Source organism: Shewanella khirikhana, assembly GCF_003957745.1.
Classification (GTDB): Bacteria; Pseudomonadota; Gammaproteobacteria; order Enterobacterales; family Shewanellaceae; genus Shewanella; species Shewanella khirikhana.
Window position 1 is genome coordinate 3,237,900 of sequence record NZ_CP020373.1, and the last position, 20,583, is coordinate 3,258,482.

Consider the following 20,583-nt stretch of genomic DNA (forward strand, 5'->3'; position numbering starts at 1 on the left):
CACCTTGGCCAAGGCAATCATGCAACCCAGACACAAGCGCGCAGGCTTTACCCTGATTGAACTGGTGGTGGTGATCATCATCCTTGGGATCCTGGCGGTCACTGCAGCGCCCAAATTTTTAAACCTGCAAAAAGATGCCAGAGTGGCGGCACTCGAGGGGGCCCGCGCCTCGTTCGACACGGCCCGAAAACTGGTGTACACCAAGGCGCTGCTGCAGGGTCAGCAAGCCGTAGATTCGGCGGTGGTCAATATAGATACCGACGGCGATGGCGTGAACGACCTGGCCGGCTATTTTGGCCTTATCAAGTTTGTTATCGCGGCGCGGGAATACGCCGGACTCGATGGCGACATCACCCTGAGCAAACACTACGGCGGCTCGGCCACCGGTCTGCCTTACTTCCTGATTTACTTTGCCGACACCCCGGCCTCCTTGGCCAATCAGTGTTTTGTCGAAGTCTATTATCCGGCGGCCGCCGGTGGTCAGGTCAGCTATAACCTGGTCGATGACGACTGCTGATGCCGCATCAAAGCCCCAATATCCGCAGCAATCACTGATCTTTTCCGCTTGTTTTAGCGTAGTTTTTCATACTGTCACGGGTTATCCTTCGGCAAGCACTGGCTGGCGAAAGCCAAGCGGTAGCGGCCGAACAGGGAGAAGTAATGACGCCGATAGTAGCCATGCAGGCGATAAGCAAAAGTTTTCAGGACGGCGCTGAGCGCCATCGGGTGCTGGATAAGCTCACGCTGGAAATCCACGCCGGCGAAACCGTGGCCCTCACAGGCCCAAGCGGCAGTGGCAAGAGCACCCTGCTGAACCTGATTGCCGGTTTTGATAGTCCCGACGACGGCCAGATAAAGCTCCTTGGCAAGGCTGCCAACGCATTCAGTGCCAAAGACTGGGACAGCTTTCGCCGCCGCGAACTGGGCATGGTGTTTCAGCAGTTCAACCTGCTTGAACCTTTGAATGTTCGGGCCAACATCCACTTCCCCCTCGCCCTCAACCACCAACCCTGGGATGACTGGTGCGACACCCTCACACACCGCTTGGGGCTGACCGAGCTGTTAGCGCGACCGGTGGACAGCCTCTCCGGCGGTCAGCAACAAAGGGTAGCCATTGCCCGCGCCCTCGCTCAGCGCCCGCCGCTGCTGCTTGCCGATGAGCCCACAGGCAACCTCGATGAACACTCGGGCGATGAAGTGATGGCGCTGCTCACCAGCCTTGCGCGCCAAAGCAATACCGCCATTCTGATGGTGACCCACAGCGAGCGCTGCGCCGCCTTTATGCAAAGGCGCTGGCACTTGAGCGGCGGCCAGATTGCCGAGAGCCGTACTGAAACTGCCGAGAGCCGCAACGAGACTGCCAAGAGCCGTACTGAAATCGCCAAGAGCAACACGGCAAGCCCGCCTGCCGCGCCTGCCGCGCAGGGTCAAGCAGTTAAATCCAGCCAGAGTCAGAGCTGAATATGGATGGGCTGCATCGGCTAACCACCAACCACGGCCTGTGGCTGAGCCTTAAGGTCTTTGTGGGTCATTACCGCCGCGCACCCTTGCAGGCGGGGGCGATTTTGCTCGGCATTATCCTGTCGGTGGTGCTGCTCACGGCGGTGAAAAGCATCAATGAAAATGCCAGGGCAAGCTACCGCGAGGCCACGGCGCCCCTCTCGGGCCACAGCGCCTTTACCCTGCTGCCAAGCGGTGGCAACGCTTTTTTAAGCGATGATGTGTATTTCCGTTTAAGCCGCCAGGGGCTTAAGTTGATGCCCAGATTAAACGGTGTAATGACCGAAGATGGTGGCCGCCGCTTTTACCTCGACGGCGTAGACATGATAGCGGCCACGTCAATCGCAGCCTCCCACACCAATACATCCGCGCCAGATGCGAGGCCAGCCAGCCCGCTGTCGGCCAACCTCGACCTGGGCAACCTGCTCAGCGGCGAGCCTCTGTTACTTGTAAGCCAAAGCCAGCTTGAAAAAATTAACGCCCGCGGCCCAATAAGTCTTGGCGGCAAAGCTGTCACCCTGATTGGCCTCGACAACAGCTTAGGCCTTGGCAGCGCCATAGTCGCCGATCTCTCCTTTGCCAAAGCCGCGCTGAACGCCCCCCATAGGTTAAGCAGCATCGAAGTGCTGGATAACATCGGCCTCGATGCCCTAAAGCAGCATCTGCTACAGGCCGGCATCGCTGAATCAAGCCTTGAAATCATCGCCCAGGACAATGGCGCGGCCCTTACCGAACTTACCGGCAGCTTCCACCTGAGCCTTAAAGCCATGGGGCTGCTGGCCTTTGTGGTGGGGCTGTTTATCGCCTACAACGGCGTACGCTACAGCCTGATGAAGCGCACCCGACTGCTGCTACAACTGCGCCAACTGGGGGTGGGACAGCGTGAGCTTCTGGGCGCGCTGGTACTGGAGCTGATGCTGATGGTCAGCCTTGGGGCAGTTAGCGGCTTTGTGCTCGGGCTCTGGCTCGGGCAGGGGCTGATGCCTCTGGTGGCCATGACACTGGAGCAAATCTACGGCGCGCGTCTGTTGCCAGGCCATTGGCAGCCCGGCTGGTTTATCGAGGCCTTTGGGCTGACGGCCGCTGCCAGCCTGTTCGCCTGTATCCCGCTAATGGCAAGGTTGGTGGCCACGCCGCTTGCCAGCGGTCGCCATCAGGCCGCAAATCAGGGCTTTGATACCCGCATGCAGCGCCTGCAACTGGCTGTTGCTGCAACCCTGTTGCTGCTGGCGCTGATAGTTACCCTGCTTGAGCCCAGCGTGAGCCAATATCTGCGCGAGCAGCAATTGCCACGGCTATTACCTATCTACAGCCTGGGGCTTATCGCGCTGGTGACCCTGGCGGCGCCGCTGCTGTTACCCAGTCTGCTGGCCCGGCTACCCGAGCTGCTCACGCGGTTTAGGCTGTTCAGGCCCGGGCTTTCTCAGTATTTGGTGGCCGAGCTTAAGGTGCTTGCACCGCCGATGTCGCTGGCCATGATGGCCATGCTGCTGGCGCTGTCGGCCAATATTGCCATGACCACCCTGGTGGGCAGTTTTGAAGGCACCCTGAAGGCCTGGCTCAATCAGCGGCTGCACGCCGATATTTATATCCGGCCGGGGGATAGCCGCATGCAGGAGGTGATGGCAAAACTTGAAGGCGACAGCCGGGTAAGCGCGAGCTACCGCCAATATTCAAGCCCGGCGTTGCTCACAGGCGCAGATGGCAGCAATGACAGCCGTTTTCGGCTGCTGGCGCGGGACAGCATATCGGTGCGGGAAACCAGCACCTTAAAGACCTTCGACGCTGCGCTGTGGCAAGCCATGCAGCAAGGGGGCAAACAAATACTGATAAACGAGCCGATGGCGCTGCGCCTGGGTCTTAAGCTCGGCGACAACCTAAAGGTTAAGGTGGGCGGAAAGCACGTCAGCCTTGCGGTTGCCGGGATCTTTTTCGATCACGGTAACCAGCAGCATGAGGCGCTGATTGAAGAAAGCCTGTGGCATCAATTGGCGCTCTCCCCTATCCCCATCAGCCTGGCAATCAGCTGCGGCGATTGCGACGCCGAGCAGCTTGCCAATGACCTTGCCGGCGAGCTTGAGCTGTCACGCTCGCTGATTTTCAGCCAGCAGAACATCAAGAAAATCGCCATCACCATGTTTGGCCGCACCTTCGAAATCACCGCAAGCCTGGGCACCCTCACGCTGCTCGTGGCCTCCATCGGCCTGTTCTCGGCACTGTCGATGCTCTCGGCGAGCCGCGAAAATCCACTGGCAAGGCTGCATGCCCTCGGGGTCAGCCGCCGTGAGCTGCTGCTCATGAGCGCGGCGCAGATGCTGCTGATGGTGCTCGCCACCGCGCTGCTGGCTATTCCCGTGGCCTGGGTGCTCGCCTGGCTGCTGATTAACAAGGTGATTTTGCTGTCCTTCGGCTGGAGTCTCACCATGGACTGGCAATGGCTGCCGGTGCTCAGTGCCATAGGCGCGGCGCTGCTGTCAGCCACGCTGGCACTGGCCTGGCCCCTGTGGCGCCAAAGCCGCCGGCCGCTTATCCGCAGCTTGCAGCAGGAGGCAAACTGATATGCCATCAGTCTTAAAAATCAAATGCCTGGCATCTGCTTCATTCCAGTCAGTCTCTGCACTCTTGCTATCTGCGGCTCTGCTTTTGGCGGGCTGCGGCAATCCGGCCGACACCAAGGCATCCAACACCGGCAATCCACCCACAATGGGCGAACTGATGGGCGGTGATATCACCGGCTTCGATAGCGTAACCCCGGGCAAAACGCTGAGCTTCCCCGTCGATCATGGCCCCCACAATAACTTCCGTCAGGAGTGGTGGTATCTCACCGCCAACCTCACAACCGCCAGCGGTGAGCCCTTGGGGCTGCAATGGACCCAGTTCAGGGTGGCGCTTGAGCCAGAATCAAACAGGGCATTGCCGGGCGAAAACCAGCCCAGCGCCGAAAACGGCTGGGACAGCCGCCAGCTGTGGTTTGCCCACGCGGCCGTGACCCGCGAGCAAAGCCATATCGCCACCGAACGCTGGTCCCGTGGCCACCAGGAACTCGCAAGCGCCGGTGGCAGCCCGTTCGCGGTTAAACTCACCGACTGGCGCTGGCAGTCTGAAACTGAGGCCCTGTTTCCCGCAAGCCTCACGGTCACTGGCTCAAATGGAGATAAGCCCCTCGGTTATCGGCTGACACTCTCAAGCACATCACCGCTGCAATTACAGGGCGAGCAAGGCTACAGCGCCAAGAGCGCCGATGCGGGGCTCGCTTCCTATTACTACTCGGCGCCCTTTATCCATATTGAGGGTGAAGTACTGCTGGATGGCGCATGGCAAAAGGTCAGCGGCCAGGGGTGGCTCGACCGCGAATGGAGCTCGGCCTTTTTGGGGCTTAAACAGCAGGGCTGGGACTGGTTCGCCCTGCGGCTCGACGATGGCTCGGCGCTGATGCTCTTCCAGCTGCGTGAGCAAAACGCCAAGTCCTTCACCCACGCCAACCGCATGTGGCCCGATGGCCGCAGCCAGAAGCTTGAAGTAATTTCAATGACGCCGACTGACTACCATCAGGGCTATCCGGTTACCTGGCAGCTGAATTTGAAAGACAAAAACGCAGACAGCAACGAGACAGACAACGAGCTTAGTCTCAGGGTTGAGGCCCTCAATCCCGACGCCCGCATGGCGCTCAGTATGCAATATTGGGAAGGCCCGGTGCGCATCAGTAGCAGTGACAGTGGTAGTGATAACAAGGGTGAGAGCCACATAGCTGAAGGCTATATGGAGCTGACCGGTTATTAGGCGCACGCTGAATAAGTAGCGGGCTTGGCAGCTCCCCACCTAAAGTGGCGATGGATAGCCACATTGCCCTCTTGCTTGTTGGCAACCTGCTAACTGACTACAATGCCCGGCAACTTTTTGAGTCGAATATTGTGGTAGCTCTTATGCCAACCAGCGCACCAGACATCTCTTTGCAAGCCAGCTCTTTGCAAGCCAGCCCTTTACCAGACAGCGCTTTGCCAGACAGCCAATTGCCATCAAGCACAGCAGAAACAAGCCTGGCACCTGTCACCCGCATCAAACTTGCCGAGGGGCTGACCGAGTTTCCGGCCGAGCTGTATCAGCATGCCGACACGCTTGAGCATCTTGACTTATCGGACAATAAGCTCTCAAGCCTGCCCGCTGACTTTGGCCGCTTTGTTGCGCTCAAGAGGCTGTTTTTAACCAATAACCAGTTCGAGCATATCCCTGAAGTTCTGGCAAGCTGCCAAAGCCTCACCATGGTGAGTTTCAGAGGCAATCAGCTGACCAGGTTTGCCGAAGGAAGCCTGCCCGAAGGGCTTGAGTGGCTGATTTTAACCGACAATAAGCTTTCGCAGCTGCCAGAGGATTTTGGCCGCTACCGCAGGCTTAAAAAGCTCGCGCTGTCCGGCAATCAACTGTCAGCGCTGCCAGATTCGATGGCGCATTGCCGCGAGCTTGGGCTGGCGCGACTGTCGCTGAACCGTTTTGAAGCCTTCCCCGACTGGCTGTTTGAGCTGCCAAAACTTGCCTGGCTCGCCCTTGGCGCCAACCCGACCACGCCGGTGAGCAATCACAGCAGCATACCCACAGAAGACATAGCCAACTACCTGCTGGACGCCGAGCTTGGCACAGGTGCCTCAGGCACCATTTACCTTGCCCATCACAAAGACGGCACCCAGCCTGTGGCGCTGAAAAAGTTTAAAGGCTGGCTGACCAGCGATGGCTGCCCCAAGGATGAGCTCAATAACGCCCTCAACGCAGGGCTGCACCCAAACCTGATTCCGATTGTGGCCAATATCAGTGGCCTTGAGCTGCCCGCCATGGTGATGCAGCTTATCCCCAACACTTTCCAGTCGCTGGGTATGCCGCCGTCTTTTGCCACTATTACCCGCGATACCTATAAGCCAGAGCTGACATTAAGCCGCGCGCAAATCATCACCCTCGCCCGCCAGGTAAGCTCAGCCATGGCGCACCTGCACGGCGAGCACATCTGCCACGGCGACCTCTATTCCCACAATATGCTGGTGAATGAGGCATCCATGCTGTACCTCGGTGATTTTGGCGCGGCGACGGCGCTCGAATCCTTACCCGCCCATCAGGCCGATGGCTTTAAAAAGCTTGAAGTGCGCGCCTTCGGCTACTGGCTGGATGAGATGCTAGGCCGCATAAGCCCAGAGACTGACAGCGACAGTCCTGCGGCTGACAGCAATAGCCCCAAGGCCAAAAGCGACAGCCCTGCGGCCAATAGCGACAGCCAAGGGCCAAAAAGCAACGACGCCCTGATTGCCCTGCGCGAGCTGTGCCTCATGCCATCCGTCGGCCAGCGGCCTGATTTTAGCCACATCAGCGAGCAGCTACATTTAAGCTAAATCCGGGCACACTTCAGCTTAGCCTGCGAATTTGTGCCGAAATGCTTGTGATACAGCGTCTGGCAGACTCGCTGATGGCCGACAACTGAAAGAAGCCATGAATAACGCCGGGATAACGTTCGCAGCTGGCATCCACGCCATGGGAAATCAGGGTCAGGTAGAGCTGCTCACCTTCATCCCGTAACGGGTCAAATTCAGCCGTGATAATAGAAGTGGCGGGCAGCCCGCAGAAATCGGCGCCCAGCAAGTTAAGCTCCGCCGCCGACGCCAATTGCTGCTCACTGCCTGCATACAGCCTGAAGCCAGACAACAGCATGTTGGCGGTGATGATATAGTCGGTGCCATTTTCCCTATAACTGGCCGATCTGCCGAAGGGATCGAGCATAGGGTAGATAAGCACCAGCTGTGAGGGCATCCACGCCTGTTGCTTTAGTCTAAGGGCCGTGGCAAGCGCCAGCTGCGCCCCGGCGCTGTCACCCACAAACACCATTTTCCGGGTATTGCCACCGTACTTATGGGCATGGTTTTTAATGCCAAGCACCGCCTGAAACACATCATCATGGGCGGCCGGATACTCAAACTCCGGAGCCAAACGGTACTGAATGCATATCACTATGGTATTGGATTGCTGAGCAATTTGTCGTAACTGGGCTTCGTGGGTCGCAAAGCCGCCGCTGATAAAGCAGCCGCCATGGAAGTACACTGTCACGGCCAAACCAGGCTCGGCAGAGGGTTTATACACCTTCACCACAACGCCATTAATCTCGTCGACAAACTCGCTGGCCATAACGGGGCTTTCACCCGCCAGTACTGTGCTGGACAGGTAGCCAGCTCTTCGCTCAGCAATCGTTTGCATGGAAGCACATGGGCAGCCATTTGCCTGAAATTCCGCAACCAGCTCTTTGATGCCAGCCTCTAAACCAATACTCATCTCTACCCCCTCAGTCTTTCATGGGCAACATGATATACCAACCCAAATACATGTATATACATACAGTATTTATTTGTGATTCAAAGGGGATTGTTTGAGCTGATTTCATGCCTGAACGCCTGCCGCTCTCAATACCAGAAGGCCTGCCACCAACAAGCAGTTCGAGTAATGGGATGCGGCGCAGCAATTTCGTCTGATATCAACCAATTCTGTGATTCAGTAGGCTGTCCCTTAACGGGCAAATGCCTTAGGGTAAGGACAACGCATTATGGCGCGAGCGCCACCCTTGGCGACCGCCCCCCAACAACAGGAACTGTTCACATGTCTGAAAAAGAGTCTGCGACCGCAACCGATAGTCAAAATGCCTTTTACGATCGCGCCACCGCCATGATTAAGCTTGCCAACCAGCAAAACCAGGACCCGACGATTAAAACCGGCGAGATCAGCGCCTCTTTCATGTGGGCCGTCGCCCGCTACAACGCCTGGTTTGGCTCCACCAGTTTTGAAACCAAAGAGCAGATGCAGGCCAAGAAGCAGGAAATGCTGGATTACTACATGGAGCGCTATAAAGAGATGCTCGATGCAAATCTTGATGATTATATTGAGAATTTTGACCACTACCGTTCCACCCAGAAGTAGGGAGGCTGATGCCCCAGCCTGCTCTGGCTGTTAACTCTATGTCGCTTTGCAAGCGACGGTAGGTCGTGGGTCTCCGACCCACACCCGGCCAAAAGGGGAACTACAGCGATCCCCTCTTGGATCTCCCGCGCCGCCCCTTACGAAGCCGAGAGCCCTTCAGGTTTATGGAATTGGTCTTGCTACTGCTTCGGACTCACATCCATGTTCGACCGAACCAGCCTCGACAGCCCTGTCTCGGCTACGCGCCCAATTCCAACACCTTCAACGGCTTCGAAGGGGGATATAGAAGTGAAACCTTTGGGCACTATGTTTGATGTAAGACTTGAGAGTGTCCTCACCCCCACCCACAAACACACAGAAAGTGACACAAATACGTCATTTTTTGCCAAAAAATTGGACATTGCGCATTTTTGAATGTAAATAAGGAATCTAAACGGCATGTCAAAACAGGATTGTTAGATGCTAGTAAAATTTACTACCTCGAATTTTGGATCGATCAAGGGTCGGCAAACGCTAGATATGAGAGCTGAGGCCTACTCTGAGATGAAAGACTCCAATCTCTTTACTTGGACAAGTTCATTCGACTCCCAGAAACTCCTCAACACAACTGCAATCTATGGGGCAAATGCAAGCGGTAAATCAAATTTAATTACCGCATTGTCCACTATGAAAACTATCATTAAAGACTCTGCTAAATGGCAAGTTGAGGAGCAATTACCATACGATCCGTATCGATTATCAAAAGAATATAGAAACGCCGAAACTGAATTTGAAATTGAGTTTATCGCTGACAACACAAGATATCTTTATGGATTTTCTTACAATAAAGACCAAATTGTTGGCGAGTGGTTATTTGCGTATCCTAAGAAAAAGGCACAGAAATGGTTTCTACGAGTCTTAGACGGTAAAGAGTATCATTGGGATCTTGGACGTAATTTGGTCGGGGAAAAGCAGACTTGGATCAATTCCACAAAGAAAAACTCACTATTTCTTTCCACAGCTGTTCAACTTAATAGCGAGCAATTGAGACCAGTTTTTGAATGGTTTACATCTGAATTAGCTATCGCAGGAATTCATGGATGGAGTAGTGGATTCTCGACGGTACAATGTGATGATAAAGAACATAAGGAAAGTATTATCAAACTCCTAAGAGATGTTGATATTGTTATTGATGATATCGTAATCGAAAAAAGTGAATTTGATGAGAGCATTATCCCAGACGAAGTTCCTGAGGAAGTTAAGAAAAGTATCATCGCCAAGATGAAAGGTGAAACTATTGTAGAAGCCAAGTTTTTGCGTGTTGATGATGATGGTGAAAGTATCGAATTTGAATTAGATGATGAGTCAGATGGAACTAAGAGATTTTTTTCATTCTCCGGGCCATGGCTGGATGCCTTAAATACAGGGAAAGTTCTATTCGTTGATGAATTAAACTCAAATCTTCACCCGCTATTGGTCAAGCATATGGTGAAGTTATTTCACTGCAAAAAAAGCAATAAAAACAATGCACAACTTATCTTTACCACGCATGAGACATCCATTTTAAAACAAGATGTCTTTAGACGAGATCAAATTTGGTTCATGCAAAAAAATGGCAACGAAAGTGAGCTATATTCGCTGAGTAACTTCAAACCAAGGAAAGGCTTTGAAAATTTAGAAGAAAGATATTTGTCTGGCTCTTACGGTGCACTACCATTCATTTTTTGGGAAGATTGCTAATGGGCTCAGATGATCGTTTTCGTAAGTTAAAAGAAAAACAAAAGACTCAGACAAAAAGAGCATCAGCCAAAAAAGAACCATATGAAAAGTTCCTAATTGTCTGCGAAGATACTGTATCTGGATACCATTACTTGAAGGATGTAATTAAACATTTCAAGTTATCGACCGCTAATGTGTCAATAGTAGGATTAGGACAGTCTCCAATCAGTATAGTTGAACATGCAAATAGTCGATTCACTGACGAAAAGAGGTCATACAGACCAGACTTTGACAAGGTATTTTGTGTCTTTGATAGAGATACTCACAGCACATTCTTTGAAGCTAAGCAAAAAATTGAAGCCATCAATAAAAAACTAAAGAAACCGATATTCGATGCGATACCCAGTGACCCTTGCTTTGAAATATGGCTAATAATTCACTTCAGATATACGTCCAAGTTATATGAAAAATCTGGTAAAAAATCAGCAGCCAATATTGTTGTTGATGATTTGAGGATGCTACTACCACAGTACCAAAAAGGTTATACAAAAGCTTTTCATGATACATTTCAACTCATGACGAAAGCGATAGAAAACTCTAAGAAACTAAAAGATTACTGCAAAAAAAACGGAACTGAATCTCCAAGGACTGATATTGATAAAATGATAGAATATATAATTGAACAGCATGAATCCAAAAAAAAACCAAAAACAAAGAGTGAGGACAGGCATAACACTTAGCTCGCAGATTGCACCTGAATTTGTCCCCGTAGTGTCAGGACAGCCACAACACTTTTGCTGAAGGATACACCATCCCCCATCGAAGCCGCTTTGGCTGTTGGGCTGTTCGAAACGGCTGAGCCGAGGCATGGATGCCGAGGCAGTGAGCATCGAGCTGGGAGCGAGTCGGTCACGGTGGCCGTTTTCAGCCCATAAGGCCAAAGTGCTCGGCTTCGTCGGGGGGCGCTGGGGGATTGGACAAGGGGGCAAGTCGATACTGCCCCCTTTCCCCGGGTGTGGGTTGGAAACCCACGACTTTCGCCAAGCAGCGCTTGGCATCTATCTCAAAGAGTGGGACAGGCATAACACTTAGCTCGCAGATTGCGCCTGAGCTTGTCCACGTTTGGTGCCGCTGAAGGTGTTGGGATTGGGCGCGTAGCCGAGATAGGGCAAGTATCGCGAAGCGATTAGTTTACCAGCGCGAGGCACGGAACGCCGGGCCGGAGTGAATATATAGGGATATAAACTCGGGGATCCGAACCAGTAGCAAGCCCAATTCCATAAACCTGAAGGGCCTTCGGCACCGTTGGGGTGGCGGGACTTGTTTTATAAAAGAGTAAAAGGGGATCGCTGTAGATCCCCTTTTAGCCGGGTGTGGGTATCCTCACTCTTTTATCTCATTCACACTATCGATAATCCGGTATATTTTTCCCCAGGGTAATATCGCGGCGAACATGCCAAACGCCCTGCTCATCACGCTGTGGATGACTGATGCCACAGCCGCCGCGACAAAGCTTTTTGTCTCTTTTTTCTGTCGTTAGCAAAGGGTCATCATCAAAAGTAATGTCGTCAATATAATAAGTCCCTTTATTAGGCTCTATAACATGCATGTGGATGTGCTGCGGAATATCTCGCCCTACGTAAGCAGCTGGGCGTATAGTCTCGAGCTGATAACGTCCATTTGCGTCGGTTTGCGCCCAGCCCCTCAGGCCACCGTGCTGAGTCGAGCCTTTGGGGTAAGCGCCTCTGGCATCAGTTTGATAGGCGTACACTATGATACCCTGGGCCTGGCTGCCATCAGCGCTGTGTACTGAACCACGAACGACAAGTAAGCTGCCCTGCTCCCCCACAGGCGCTATTCGCCCGCTGCTTGTCAGCGACGCTGGCATATCTACAAAAACCAACTCACATCCCTGACACGGACCACCAATAACCGGAACAGGCTCCTGTGCAGCGATATTCCCGCCCCAAAATAACAAAACACCAGCCAGTAACTTAATGTTAGCCATAATAACCTCTTGATTGGAATAATTCATTTCTTGTCAAATGTCATTTTATACAAAGTCCTGTCCCTTCTGATAAAGTGATGATATAAGGCAGCCAAAATATGACCCACAATTAATATCCACAAAACCCACTCACCCAAAACGTAATGAATATGCTCTGCAGGGTCTCCCAACTGCTCCAGCGTTATACCAAACAAATTAAAAGCCTCGACATTTTTAAAAACGTCCATATCAAACAGAAAGAAATACTCGATAACACCTCTGCCACTCGACAAGTAACTAGCAATCGACAAATATCCGGTAACCGGCATAACCACTATGGATATGTACAAAACAAAATGCATAATACGCGCGGCTATATTTTCTATTAGGCTGCGAGACTCATTAGTTGGCAAAGGATTTAACAGACGCCAGATTATTCGCAAAGTGACTACAACCAATATGGTGATGCCCACAGAAAAGTGAATTTGATTAGCCGCCCATTTCTCAGGATCACTTTCTGCAAGCCAGTTTCGATAGTAAATAGATGAGTAGGAGATCAGCAGCAATATCGCTGTACCCCAATGCAACCACTTGGCGATTGTGCCATAGGACTTGTCGGTATTTTTAATCTGCATCACGTTATGGGACTCGAAGTTGGTATAGCCCCAAAATCCCGCCCAAGCCCTTGTCGGTCAAGGCTCAATGGTTTAAGACGATGAGTTTACGGATTAACCTGAGGAGATGACTCAAACCTGACTTTAAATTCGCTGACATAGTTTCTGCTTAGTCTGGTTTCAGACCCATCTTTAAGAAAGAGGTCATAGTCACCATTCAGCCTCGATTTATACATAAGCACTTTATCTATATTGACAATGCTCGACCTGTGCACTCTGACAAACCGATCATCCAATTTATTCACTATTGACTTCAAGGTATCTGTATACAGGTAATCCTTGTTCTCCGTATATACGGTGACATAGGGCGTCGCCGATTTAATCGAAACAATGTCGTCCAGACTAAGCTTGACATTCAACTTGCCGGATTGAATTACGAGGTATTCAGGGGATAAAGATGGCTCATTGACAACAGACTGTTGTTTCCTCTGTAATTCAAAGTAATTAAATAACCATACAAATAAGCTGTAGGTTAAGATTGCGACAACAAGATCATTCGCGAGACTGAAACTCAATACCTTAAAGAACCCATAATTCTGCTCGCGAAATATGGATGATAAGATCCATACAGTCAGCGCCATCAAAATCAAATGTATAGCAGTTGCGACTATGACCTTCAGAGACATTTTCACTAAGGTATTTGCAGGCCTCTTTTGCAGCTCAACCTTTAACGCCAACAGCATGGGAGGAAACAGCATCCAGAATACTTTGAACAGCAAGGACTCCAAAATAAAGAAGGAAGAGCCATTGCGGGTTGCATGCAAGTAATCCTGGAAAATCGCCAGAGCGACGATCAGAGCACAGACGATTACAGATAACCGCCACAGCCGATGTTCTAACAGAGATCTAAAATGCTGCCCAATACTCATCGTTATAGTCTTGTCCCGCGACTAAGGCTGGCGTTCCCGGCCAGCAGACACTTTACTCGTCCTGAACTCAGGATTGTTCGCAGCAGCAAAGTGAAGTTTTCCTTTTGGCTACCACTGGTTTAATGACCACATAAGCAGACACCATTGTTCACGAAAGATACCACCACATAGCGTCAAGTTAAATGCCAGCCCCTGTCAGGAAGATTGAACGAGATGGTCCTCGGTATTGATGGGAAAGCAAAGAGTGAGTGCAGGCATAACACCTAGCTCGCAGATTGCGCCTGAACTGCCTCCGCGTGGTGGGCCAGAGGCCCTCCGGCTCAAGCTAAGCGATAGACACTTTTCTATCGCTTGCCTTGCTGGCTCGCTTTCGCCCTTTCCCCAAGTGTGGGTTGGGCGAGTGTCGCACAGCGATAAGTTTTCGAGCGCGAGCCATGGATGGCGAACTGGCTGTTGGACAAGGATGTATTTAGCCGCGATCTTCGCCAAGCTCAGCTTGGCGACTAATTCAGCTGGCGGTTGCTGCAGACAATTCACTGACCTAACAAAAAGGCCTGTCCATCAAGAACAGGCCTTGCTGGCTAAAACACTTAGGTATTAAGGGCTCTAACCTAGTTGCCTTTGCTGCTGTTTCTCAGCTCTATGGCCAGGCTTGCCAGCTGTTTGGCGATTTCAGCCTGGGTTTGTGCCATCTGTTCCTGCGCCTTGGCGATGCGCTTGCTGGACGCCACCAAGATAATGGCCAGAATGACCATCATCAGTGGGATTGAGAGTGTCAGTAGTGCAGTAATCATTCCCGTTAAAGGACTCCCTAAATCCATTTAGTATTCTCCTAAAAATTAAGTCCGAGATGGATAAAACCACCGGCGGCAATGCCGTTTTTTACTAATGCCGTTTTCACTGATAAGCCGTCGGCTTAAAATCCACTAAGGGTCTATAACTACACCATATTTTGTGACGTGTCATCCATGGTTTTACCGTTCACCGTCCATATGTAGCCACAAAAAAGCCCGCTCTGGAGTGCGGGCTTGGTCAGGCGATAAGCATCTTAACTGGCAGTGGCAGCTTTCAATTGCTGATGGCTGACCAGCCTCTTACCCATCACCCCGCCATTACCACAACATTACCAAACTCGGGCAACCAATCCCTTGAGGTAGAAGCCTTCCGGGAAGGCGGCACCGATCGGGTGGTCCGAGGCCTGGCTCAGGCGCTCGATAAACTGAGCATCGCGGCCGGCATCCAGGGCGGCATCGGCGACGATTTTCTGAAACAGATCTGCAGGCATCAGGCCGGAGCAGGAGAAGGTCAGCAGGGTGCCACCGGGCTTAAGCAGCTGCATGGCAATCATGTTGATGTCCTTGTAGCCACGACAGGCACCATTGAGCTGGGCCTTGTTGTCGGCAAACTTGGGCGGGTCGAGCACTATCACATCGAAGGTTTTGCCTTCGTCGCGGTACTGGCGCAACAACTTGAATACATCTGCCTCGCTGTAGGTCACATGGTCATCGTTCAGGCCATTGATGGCCATGTTGTGACGGGCTGTGTCCAGCGCCAACGTGGATACGTCCACGTTTTCTATGCTGGCGGCACCGGCCTTGGCGGCATAAAGACCAAAGGTGCCTGTGTAGCAGAAGCAGTTGAGCACCGACTTACCTGCCACGAAGCGGGCTGCCATGGCGCGGTTGTCGCGCTGGTCGAGGTAAAAGCCAGTCTTGTGACCCTTTTCTACATCGACGGCAATCTTGATGCCGTTTTCTTCAATAATCAGTGGCATGGCTGGCAGCTCGCCGTGGAGCAAACCTGTTACCAGCGGCAGGCCTTCTTTCTTGCGGGAGTCCACATCGGAGCGCTCATAGATGGCGCAATTAGGGAACTGCTCGGCCAGCACAGACACCAGGGTATCGCGCCAGTAATCGGCACCGGCCGACAGCAGCTGGCACACAAGCACATTGGCGTAGCGGTCGATGGTAATGCCGGGCAAACCGTCGGACTCGGCGCCTACCAAGCGATAACCTGTGAGGCCCTTTTCGCGGATAAGCTCCTCGCGGCCAGCCTGGGCGCGGGCGATACGGCTGGCGAAAAAGTCGCGGTCGATGGCTTCTTCTTTATCAAAAGTCCACACACGCACCTGAATTTGCGAGGCATCTGACCAGGCACCGCGGCCAAGCCAGCGGCCATCATGGGCCACTACATCCACGGTTTCGCCGCGCAGGGGCTTGCCCTTGATGTTGTGGACGCCGCTGGAAAACACCCAGGGGTGACGACGGTCGAGGGACTTTTCCCGTCCCGGCTTGAGTTTGATGCGAATGCTCATGAAGATGTCTCGATAACGCCAAGGCGGCGTGTTACAGATGGGCTGCGGCCCCATTAGCAAGTAATCAAAGTTGCCAAAGCGGCCGCTGCCGTGAATGGGCGCTATTTTACCCTGTTAAGGCGGCCTTGGCAGGCATTCCTTTAAAAAACTCCTGCTCGATGACCAGGCTCGCCCACCAGGAGCGTTCTCCAGACAGCGTGCAGGCTATAGCAACTCCAGCCCAACCACCAAGGCCGCATGATCCGAGCTTTCACTGTCGCGCTCATACACAGGGGTTCGAAGGTGCTCATCGAATACCGAGAAGTGGCACACCCGGCCTCGGGCGGGGGCCAGTGCGCCATCGAAGTCCTGACTCAGCAGGATATGGTCAAGCAGGCTGCCACGGGAGCCAAGATAGTGAGTCGGGCGCCGCGCCCAGCTAAGAGCTTCCAGCGGCTCAGACTCGTGCCTGCCGCCCTGCCTTTCAAACAACAGCCGGTCAAACAGCTGGCTTTCCAGAAACAGCACAGAGGCATCCTTGAGGGCAAAGTGGCCAATGGCGCGGCTAAAGGCATCGTCGCTCAGGGCGCCGAACCCCGCCTCTTTGCGATCGTTACCGTGAATGGCATCGGCCTCCAGCCAAAAGCCGCCAAACTCGGCGGCATCCAAACCGCCGTTAAAGTCGCCCATAACAAGCATGGGGTTGGCGGTTTCATCCCGCCTTTGCAATAGCGCCTGATACAAGAGCATGGCCTCGAAGCCGCGGCGGGCACGGCTGGCAAAGCTGCCAAGCGCCCGGTGAGCGAGCAGCCTCGGCGCGGCGCTCATTTCACTTAGGGCCTCGGGCTCAAAGAGTGGCCTTGGAGATTTAAAGTGCAGCACATAGATATCCAGCATGCCCCATTCATTGAGGCTGACGGTGGCCCTGAGCACCCTGCGGCCAAAGCGAAAATCATCGCCAAGGCCCATGGCAGCAACCGCCTTGGAGTCAGGCTCAACCGCCACCACTTCTGCCAGTGGTAAGCGGCTGGCGATGGCGACCACAGGGGCGCGGCAAACATAGTCTTCACAGCTTGGAGTATCTACTACGGCAAAGTGGGGATAACCCAGCTCAGCCATTAACTCCCGCAGTGCGTCCACGCTGAACACCTCCTGAAAGCCGATGATATCGGCCTCAAGGGAAGACACGCAGTGGCGCAGCCAGTTGCATTTCTTCTGCCACTGCTCGTTGCTGTAGATGCGATCGAACTCGTAGGCGGCTGCGGGGGGCGCGAGAAAGTTAAACAGGTTCAGGGTGGCAATATCCACCCTGGCGAGCTTAGGTACAGAGGCTTGATGATTGTCCCCGGCCACCTTGACAGACTTGCCTGCGAGCTTGGCGGCTGAGTTGGCTTTTATCGCTTTGGGCAAGCGGATATCCAGGCTAGGTTATTGATAAGGCTAAGCCTAGCGTCAGCGGCCTTCGGGGGCAATATCCGCAGTTTTCTTTAGCAGCAGCTTTGCTTCCATAAACAATGACGGTTCAGATCTTTAATGCGTTTGGCCCCCAGCAGCGCCATCACCATGGCAAGCTCGTCTTTAAGGATCTTAAGCATTCGCGCCACCCCGAGCGCACCTTCACAGGCGAGCGCCTGCATCAGCGGCCTGCCAATCAGCACCGCATCGGCGCCGAGGCACAGCGCCTTGGCGATATCGCTGCCACGGCGAACGCCGCCATCGAGCAGCACTGTCATCTCGGGCCCCACGGCGGCGCGCACCGCAGGGAGGCACTCGATAGTCCCGGGCACACCATCGAGCACCCGGCCGCCATGGTTGGACACTATCACTCCGGCAATGCCGAGTGCCTTGGCCTTTAGCGCATCTTCCGGGCTCAGCACGCCCTTAAGCATTACAGGCAAGCGGGTAGCGGCGCACACCGCCTCAATGCTGTGCCAGCCTGGCGCCGCAGCCAGCAAGTCCTCAAGTGAAGTCGGCGCCGCCTTCATACCGGCAAGCTCCACCGGCTGAATATGCTCAGGCACAGAGAATCCGGCCCTCAGTTCGGCGAGTCTGAGCCCGGTAATGGGCGCATCCACAGTAATGACCAGAGCGCCAAAGCCCAAGTCCTCGGCGCGGCGGATAAGGCTTAAGGTATCCTGCCAGTCTGGCTGTATATACAACTGAAACCACAGCGGCGTAGTCGCGCCTTTGGTGCTTGCAGACGCTGCGCTGTGGGCTACTGTAGCCATGGGGCTGCTGGTCAGGGTCGACAGCACAAAGCCGCAGTCCTGGGCCATGGCTGCGGCAACTGAAGCCAGCTCGCCGTCCCTGTGCACCAGCTTCTGCAGCGCCAGTGGCGCCAGTAATATGGGCGCCGCCAGGGTACTTTCCAGCAGTGAGCAGCGCATATCCGGCAGCCCGGCTGCCAGCACCCTGGGCATTAGCCTGATGTCATCGAAGGCACTTCGATTGCGCGCCAGGGTGATGCCATCCCCGGCGCCACCATGGATATAGTGCCAAACGCCCTCATCAATCATGTGGCGGGAGGCCTTTTCATAATCTGCGAGGCTGAAAATAGGCCCCGAAGGTTGGGTGGCTACCCTTGCTGTGCTGGCATTCATGTTATCTACAGTGCTTGCTTGAACCATCGTCAGCCCCTCGCCATCAGCCGCTCGAGCTGGGCCAGATTGTCCACCAGATCCCGCCGCGCCGGATTCTGTTTCAGCGCCTGTGCGAGCAAATCCGCCGCCTTGCGCCAATCGGCGGCGGCAATGGCAAGCTGAGCATGACCAATCAGGGCGCGCTCACGAACGCCGTTAAGGGCGGCGGCGCGCACAAAATACAGTTCGGCCCGGGCAGCCTCGCCCTTGGCAGCGTAAAGCTCGGCCAGCCCGAGGAGCAGCTCGCCGTTGTCCGGTGCCGACTTAAGCGCCTTTTCCAAAAGCTCTCTGGCCGCAGTATCGTTCCCCTTGGCCCTGGCAATGGCGCCACGGGCGGCAAACAGCTTTGCCTGCTCGGCGCCGGACAAATTGGCTGGCGCCTTCTTTAACGCCAGCTCGGCGGCCCTGTATTCCCCGCGGGCGATTAACCAGTCGATGGCAGAAGATGCATTCTTAAAACGCGCCCCGGCACCGAGGGCCCGGCCAATCAGCTCACCGCCGCGCTCACTGCTGCCCTGACGCAGATGCACCCTGGCGGCGAGCATCAGGTTGTCGGCACGCTTCTCGCCCAAGGCGATGGCCTGCTCCAGACTCGCCAGCGCCTGAGGCTCATCATCGGTTTGCAGCGCCAGCTGCGCCCTTAACAGCCAAAGCTCAGGATCTTTCGGCCGCTTGATAAGCAGATCCTCTGCCAGCGCCAGCGCCGCCTCATTCTGGCGGGCGCTCATCAGCGCATGCAGCAAGCCTTCCTGCCACTGGCGTTCATCGGGCTCCAGAAGCAGCGCCTGCTGATAACCGCTGATGGCACCAAAGGGCGCCCCGGCAGACAGATTCAAATAAGCAAGCTGACCAAAGAGCTGGGCATCCTGCGCCCCCAGGGAAATGGCCTTCACCAGATGTTTGCGGGCGGCATCCGCTTGCCCGGCCTTAAGTGCCGCCAGCGCCACGCTGCGATGGGCCTTTGGCATATCGCTTTGGGCGTTAAGCGCCAGCTCCAGCACCTTCAGTGCATCACCATAGCGACCTTGGGCCAGCAGTACCTGACCTTCCACCAAAAGCAGTGCGGCGCTGCGGCCAGCGCGATCGCCTGAGAGCAGCGTGGCGGCATCATTCCAGCGCGCCCCCGCCAGCAGTGGCTTTAACCGCTCTGCCAGCCCTTGCTCGCTTGGAGCAAGCCTTGGCTCTGTGGCAAACGCGGATTGCAGACTGAACACCACAGCCGGAGGGTTGATGCTGACAGTGACGCGCTCCAGCGGCGCTTCTGCTGCCTGCGCCCATGAAGATAGAACGGCCGTCGCCAGAGACACACACAGCAAAAAAGAAAGTATTTTTTTGATTTTCATGACTTTTTAAATTCCACCGGCCAGATAAATCGCGCCTTTACCGCGGCGCCGCCCCGGGTTGGCGCGCTGAAACGTGAGCCCTTAACCAGTTTGTTGATGGCATCCTGCAATTCCGGGTGGGGGTTGTCGGCCACAGCCACCAGGGTGGGTTTACCCGACTCGTCGATAAACACATCCAGCCGCACTACAGCCTTATTCACCCCTTTGCGGGCCAGCGCCGCCGGGAAGGCGGTTTTGACCTGGGTCAGCAGCTGCGGCAGGCCATCGAGTTCTTCAAGGCCGAAGGCTTCCCAGTCCACCGACAGATCCGCCTGCCAATCCTGGCTGAGGGCAATGTGCACCTCGGGGGCGGTGAGCGACATGGGTTGAGGCTCGGGCAACTCCAGACTCAGCTCCAGCGCCGCGCCCTGCCCCTGCACCGACACCGCCAGCGGCGTGGCCACCGGTGTCGGCGGCACGCTTTGAGGAGGCGGTGGCGGCGGCAAGGCCACGGTCGTGACTTCCCGCACCATCAGGGTGTTATTCATCTCCGGCACCAGCCTTTGCCCTAAAATAAGCACCGACAGCCCGAGCCCCATCAGCACCATGGCGCCGAGGGTGCCAAGCAGGTGCTGTTTTGCTTTTTTCATTAGCGCTCC

Annotated in this window: 18 protein-coding genes; 8 read left to right on the forward strand and 10 right to left on the reverse strand. The window is 54.4% G+C overall.

All coding sequences use genetic code 11. The features are described 5' to 3' along the window. The first annotated feature begins 4 nt into the window (after positions 1-4). From STH12_RS21740 to STH12_RS14155, 5 genes are all read left to right on the forward strand, one after another. The gene (locus STH12_RS21740; protein WP_269467455.1) at positions 5-517 is read left to right on the forward strand and encodes a type II secretion system protein; all 513 of its coding nucleotides are present in this window, start codon (positions 5-7) and stop codon (positions 515-517) included. A gap of 143 nt (positions 518-660) precedes the next feature. Beyond that, entirely contained in the window at positions 661-1,461 is an 801-nt protein-coding gene (locus tag STH12_RS14140; protein WP_126168134.1) for an ABC transporter ATP-binding protein, read from the forward strand. Positions 1,462-1,463: 2 nt separating this feature from the next. Further along, positions 1,464-4,058 carry an ABC transporter permease gene (locus STH12_RS14145; RefSeq protein WP_126168135.1) on the forward strand — a complete coding sequence of 865 codons (2,595 nt, stop codon included), beginning with the start codon at positions 1,464-1,466 and terminating at the stop codon, positions 4,056-4,058. 1 nt (position 4,059) lies between these two features. After that, positions 4,060-5,280 carry a lipocalin-like domain-containing protein gene (locus STH12_RS14150; RefSeq protein WP_126168136.1) on the forward strand — a complete coding sequence of 407 codons (1,221 nt, stop codon included), beginning with the start codon at positions 4,060-4,062 and terminating at the stop codon, positions 5,278-5,280. Positions 5,281-5,510: 230 nt separating this feature from the next. After that, positions 5,511-6,872: a leucine-rich repeat-containing protein kinase family protein gene (locus STH12_RS14155; protein WP_218567750.1), complete on the forward strand. Its 1,362-nt coding sequence runs from the start codon at positions 5,511-5,513 to the stop codon at positions 6,870-6,872. Between the two features lie 13 nt (positions 6,873-6,885). Here the strand turns inward: STH12_RS14155 and STH12_RS14160 are convergent, their stop codons facing one another. After that, positions 6,886-7,803: an alpha/beta hydrolase gene (locus STH12_RS14160; RefSeq protein ID WP_126168138.1), complete on the reverse strand. Its 918-nt coding sequence runs from the start codon at positions 7,801-7,803 to the stop codon at positions 6,886-6,888. Between the two features lie 321 nt (positions 7,804-8,124). Between STH12_RS14160 and STH12_RS14165 the strand changes: the two genes are divergently transcribed. From STH12_RS14165 to STH12_RS14175, 3 genes are all read left to right on the forward strand, one after another. Beyond that, positions 8,125-8,442, forward strand: coding sequence for a DUF3144 domain-containing protein (locus tag STH12_RS14165; RefSeq protein ID WP_126168139.1), 318 nt, complete (start codon positions 8,125-8,127; stop codon positions 8,440-8,442). Positions 8,443-8,901: 459 nt separating this feature from the next. Continuing rightward, positions 8,902-10,161, forward strand: a complete 1,260-nt coding sequence (locus tag STH12_RS14170; protein ID WP_126168140.1) for an AAA family ATPase — start codon at positions 8,902-8,904, stop codon at positions 10,159-10,161. Next, on the forward strand, positions 10,161-10,880 hold the full coding sequence (locus tag STH12_RS14175) for an RloB family protein (RefSeq protein ID WP_126168141.1): 720 nt from the start codon (positions 10,161-10,163) through the stop codon (positions 10,878-10,880). Before STH12_RS14170 ends, STH12_RS14175 begins: the two co-directional genes overlap by 1 nt. Before the next feature lie 665 nt (positions 10,881-11,545). Here the strand turns inward: STH12_RS14175 and STH12_RS14180 are convergent. From STH12_RS14180 to STH12_RS14220, 9 genes are all read right to left on the reverse strand, one after another. Next, on the reverse strand, positions 11,546-12,175 hold the full coding sequence (locus tag STH12_RS14180) for a dioxygenase family protein (protein WP_218567751.1): 630 nt from the start codon (positions 12,173-12,175) through the stop codon (positions 11,546-11,548). Next, entirely contained in the window at positions 12,172-12,762 is a 591-nt protein-coding gene (locus STH12_RS14185) for a cytochrome b (RefSeq protein WP_126169537.1), read from the reverse strand. Before STH12_RS14185 ends, STH12_RS14180 begins: the two co-directional genes overlap by 4 nt. 86 nt (positions 12,763-12,848) lie before the next feature. Further along, positions 12,849-13,670, reverse strand: coding sequence for a LytTR family DNA-binding domain-containing protein (locus STH12_RS14190; RefSeq protein ID WP_126168142.1), 822 nt, complete (start codon positions 13,668-13,670; stop codon positions 12,849-12,851). A gap of 611 nt (positions 13,671-14,281) precedes the next feature. After that, a complete protein-coding gene (locus tag STH12_RS14195; protein ID WP_126168143.1) occupies positions 14,282-14,464 on the reverse strand; it encodes a hypothetical protein in 183 nt (60 codons plus the stop codon). Between the two features lie 329 nt (positions 14,465-14,793). Continuing rightward, on the reverse strand, positions 14,794-15,984 hold the full coding sequence (locus STH12_RS14200) for a class I SAM-dependent rRNA methyltransferase (protein WP_126168144.1): 1,191 nt from the start codon (positions 15,982-15,984) through the stop codon (positions 14,794-14,796). A gap of 204 nt (positions 15,985-16,188) precedes the next feature. After that, complete coding sequence (locus tag STH12_RS14205; protein WP_126168145.1) at positions 16,189-17,373, reverse strand: endonuclease/exonuclease/phosphatase family protein; 1,185 nt, start codon at positions 17,371-17,373, stop codon at positions 16,189-16,191. Between the two features lie 77 nt (positions 17,374-17,450). Continuing rightward, positions 17,451-18,590: an alpha-hydroxy acid oxidase gene (locus tag STH12_RS14210; RefSeq protein WP_237158630.1), complete on the reverse strand. Its 1,140-nt coding sequence runs from the start codon at positions 18,588-18,590 to the stop codon at positions 17,451-17,453. A 2-nt stretch (positions 18,591-18,592) separates the two neighbouring features. After that, entirely contained in the window at positions 18,593-19,945 is a 1,353-nt protein-coding gene (locus STH12_RS14215) for a tetratricopeptide repeat protein (RefSeq protein ID WP_126168146.1), read from the reverse strand. Then, positions 19,942-20,574, reverse strand: coding sequence for an energy transducer TonB (locus STH12_RS14220; RefSeq protein WP_126168147.1), 633 nt, complete (start codon positions 20,572-20,574; stop codon positions 19,942-19,944). The genes STH12_RS14215 and STH12_RS14220 overlap by 4 nt, the downstream gene beginning before the upstream one ends. Between the last annotated feature and the right edge of the window lie 9 nt (positions 20,575-20,583).

Bases quoted from the DNA above. Each gene is read 5' to 3' on its own strand.
- STH12_RS14140 (WP_126168134.1), top strand. From the start codon at position 661: ATGACGCCGATAGTAGCCATGCAGGCGATAAGCAAAAGTTTTCAGGAC.
- STH12_RS14145 (WP_126168135.1), top strand. From the start codon at position 1,464: ATGGATGGGCTGCATCGGCTAACCACCAACCACGGCCTGTGGCTGAGC.
- STH12_RS14150 (WP_126168136.1), top strand. From the start codon at position 4,060: ATGCCATCAGTCTTAAAAATCAAATGCCTGGCATCTGCTTCATTCCAG.
- STH12_RS14160 (WP_126168138.1), bottom strand. From the start codon at position 7,803: ATGAGTATTGGTTTAGAGGCTGGCATCAAAGAGCTGGTTGCGGAATTT.
- STH12_RS14165 (WP_126168139.1), top strand. From the start codon at position 8,125: ATGTCTGAAAAAGAGTCTGCGACCGCAACCGATAGTCAAAATGCCTTT.
- STH12_RS14170 (WP_126168140.1), top strand. From the start codon at position 8,902: ATGCTAGTAAAATTTACTACCTCGAATTTTGGATCGATCAAGGGTCGG.
- STH12_RS14175 (WP_126168141.1), top strand. From the start codon at position 10,161: ATGGGCTCAGATGATCGTTTTCGTAAGTTAAAAGAAAAACAAAAGACT.
- STH12_RS14180 (WP_218567751.1), bottom strand. From the start codon at position 12,175: ATGAATTATTCCAATCAAGAGGTTATTATGGCTAACATTAAGTTACTG.
- STH12_RS14185 (WP_126169537.1), bottom strand. From the start codon at position 12,762: ATGCAGATTAAAAATACCGACAAGTCCTATGGCACAATCGCCAAGTGG.
- STH12_RS14190 (WP_126168142.1), bottom strand. From the start codon at position 13,670: ATGAGTATTGGGCAGCATTTTAGATCTCTGTTAGAACATCGGCTGTGG.
- STH12_RS14195 (WP_126168143.1), bottom strand. From the start codon at position 14,464: ATGATTACTGCACTACTGACACTCTCAATCCCACTGATGATGGTCATT.
- STH12_RS14200 (WP_126168144.1), bottom strand. From the start codon at position 15,984: ATGAGCATTCGCATCAAACTCAAGCCGGGACGGGAAAAGTCCCTCGAC.
- STH12_RS14210 (WP_237158630.1), bottom strand. From the start codon at position 18,590: ATGGTTCAAGCAAGCACTGTAGATAACATGAATGCCAGCACAGCAAGG.
- STH12_RS14215 (WP_126168146.1), bottom strand. From the start codon at position 19,945: ATGAAAATCAAAAAAATACTTTCTTTTTTGCTGTGTGTGTCTCTGGCG.
- STH12_RS14220 (WP_126168147.1), bottom strand. From the start codon at position 20,574: ATGAAAAAAGCAAAACAGCACCTGCTTGGCACCCTCGGCGCCATGGTG.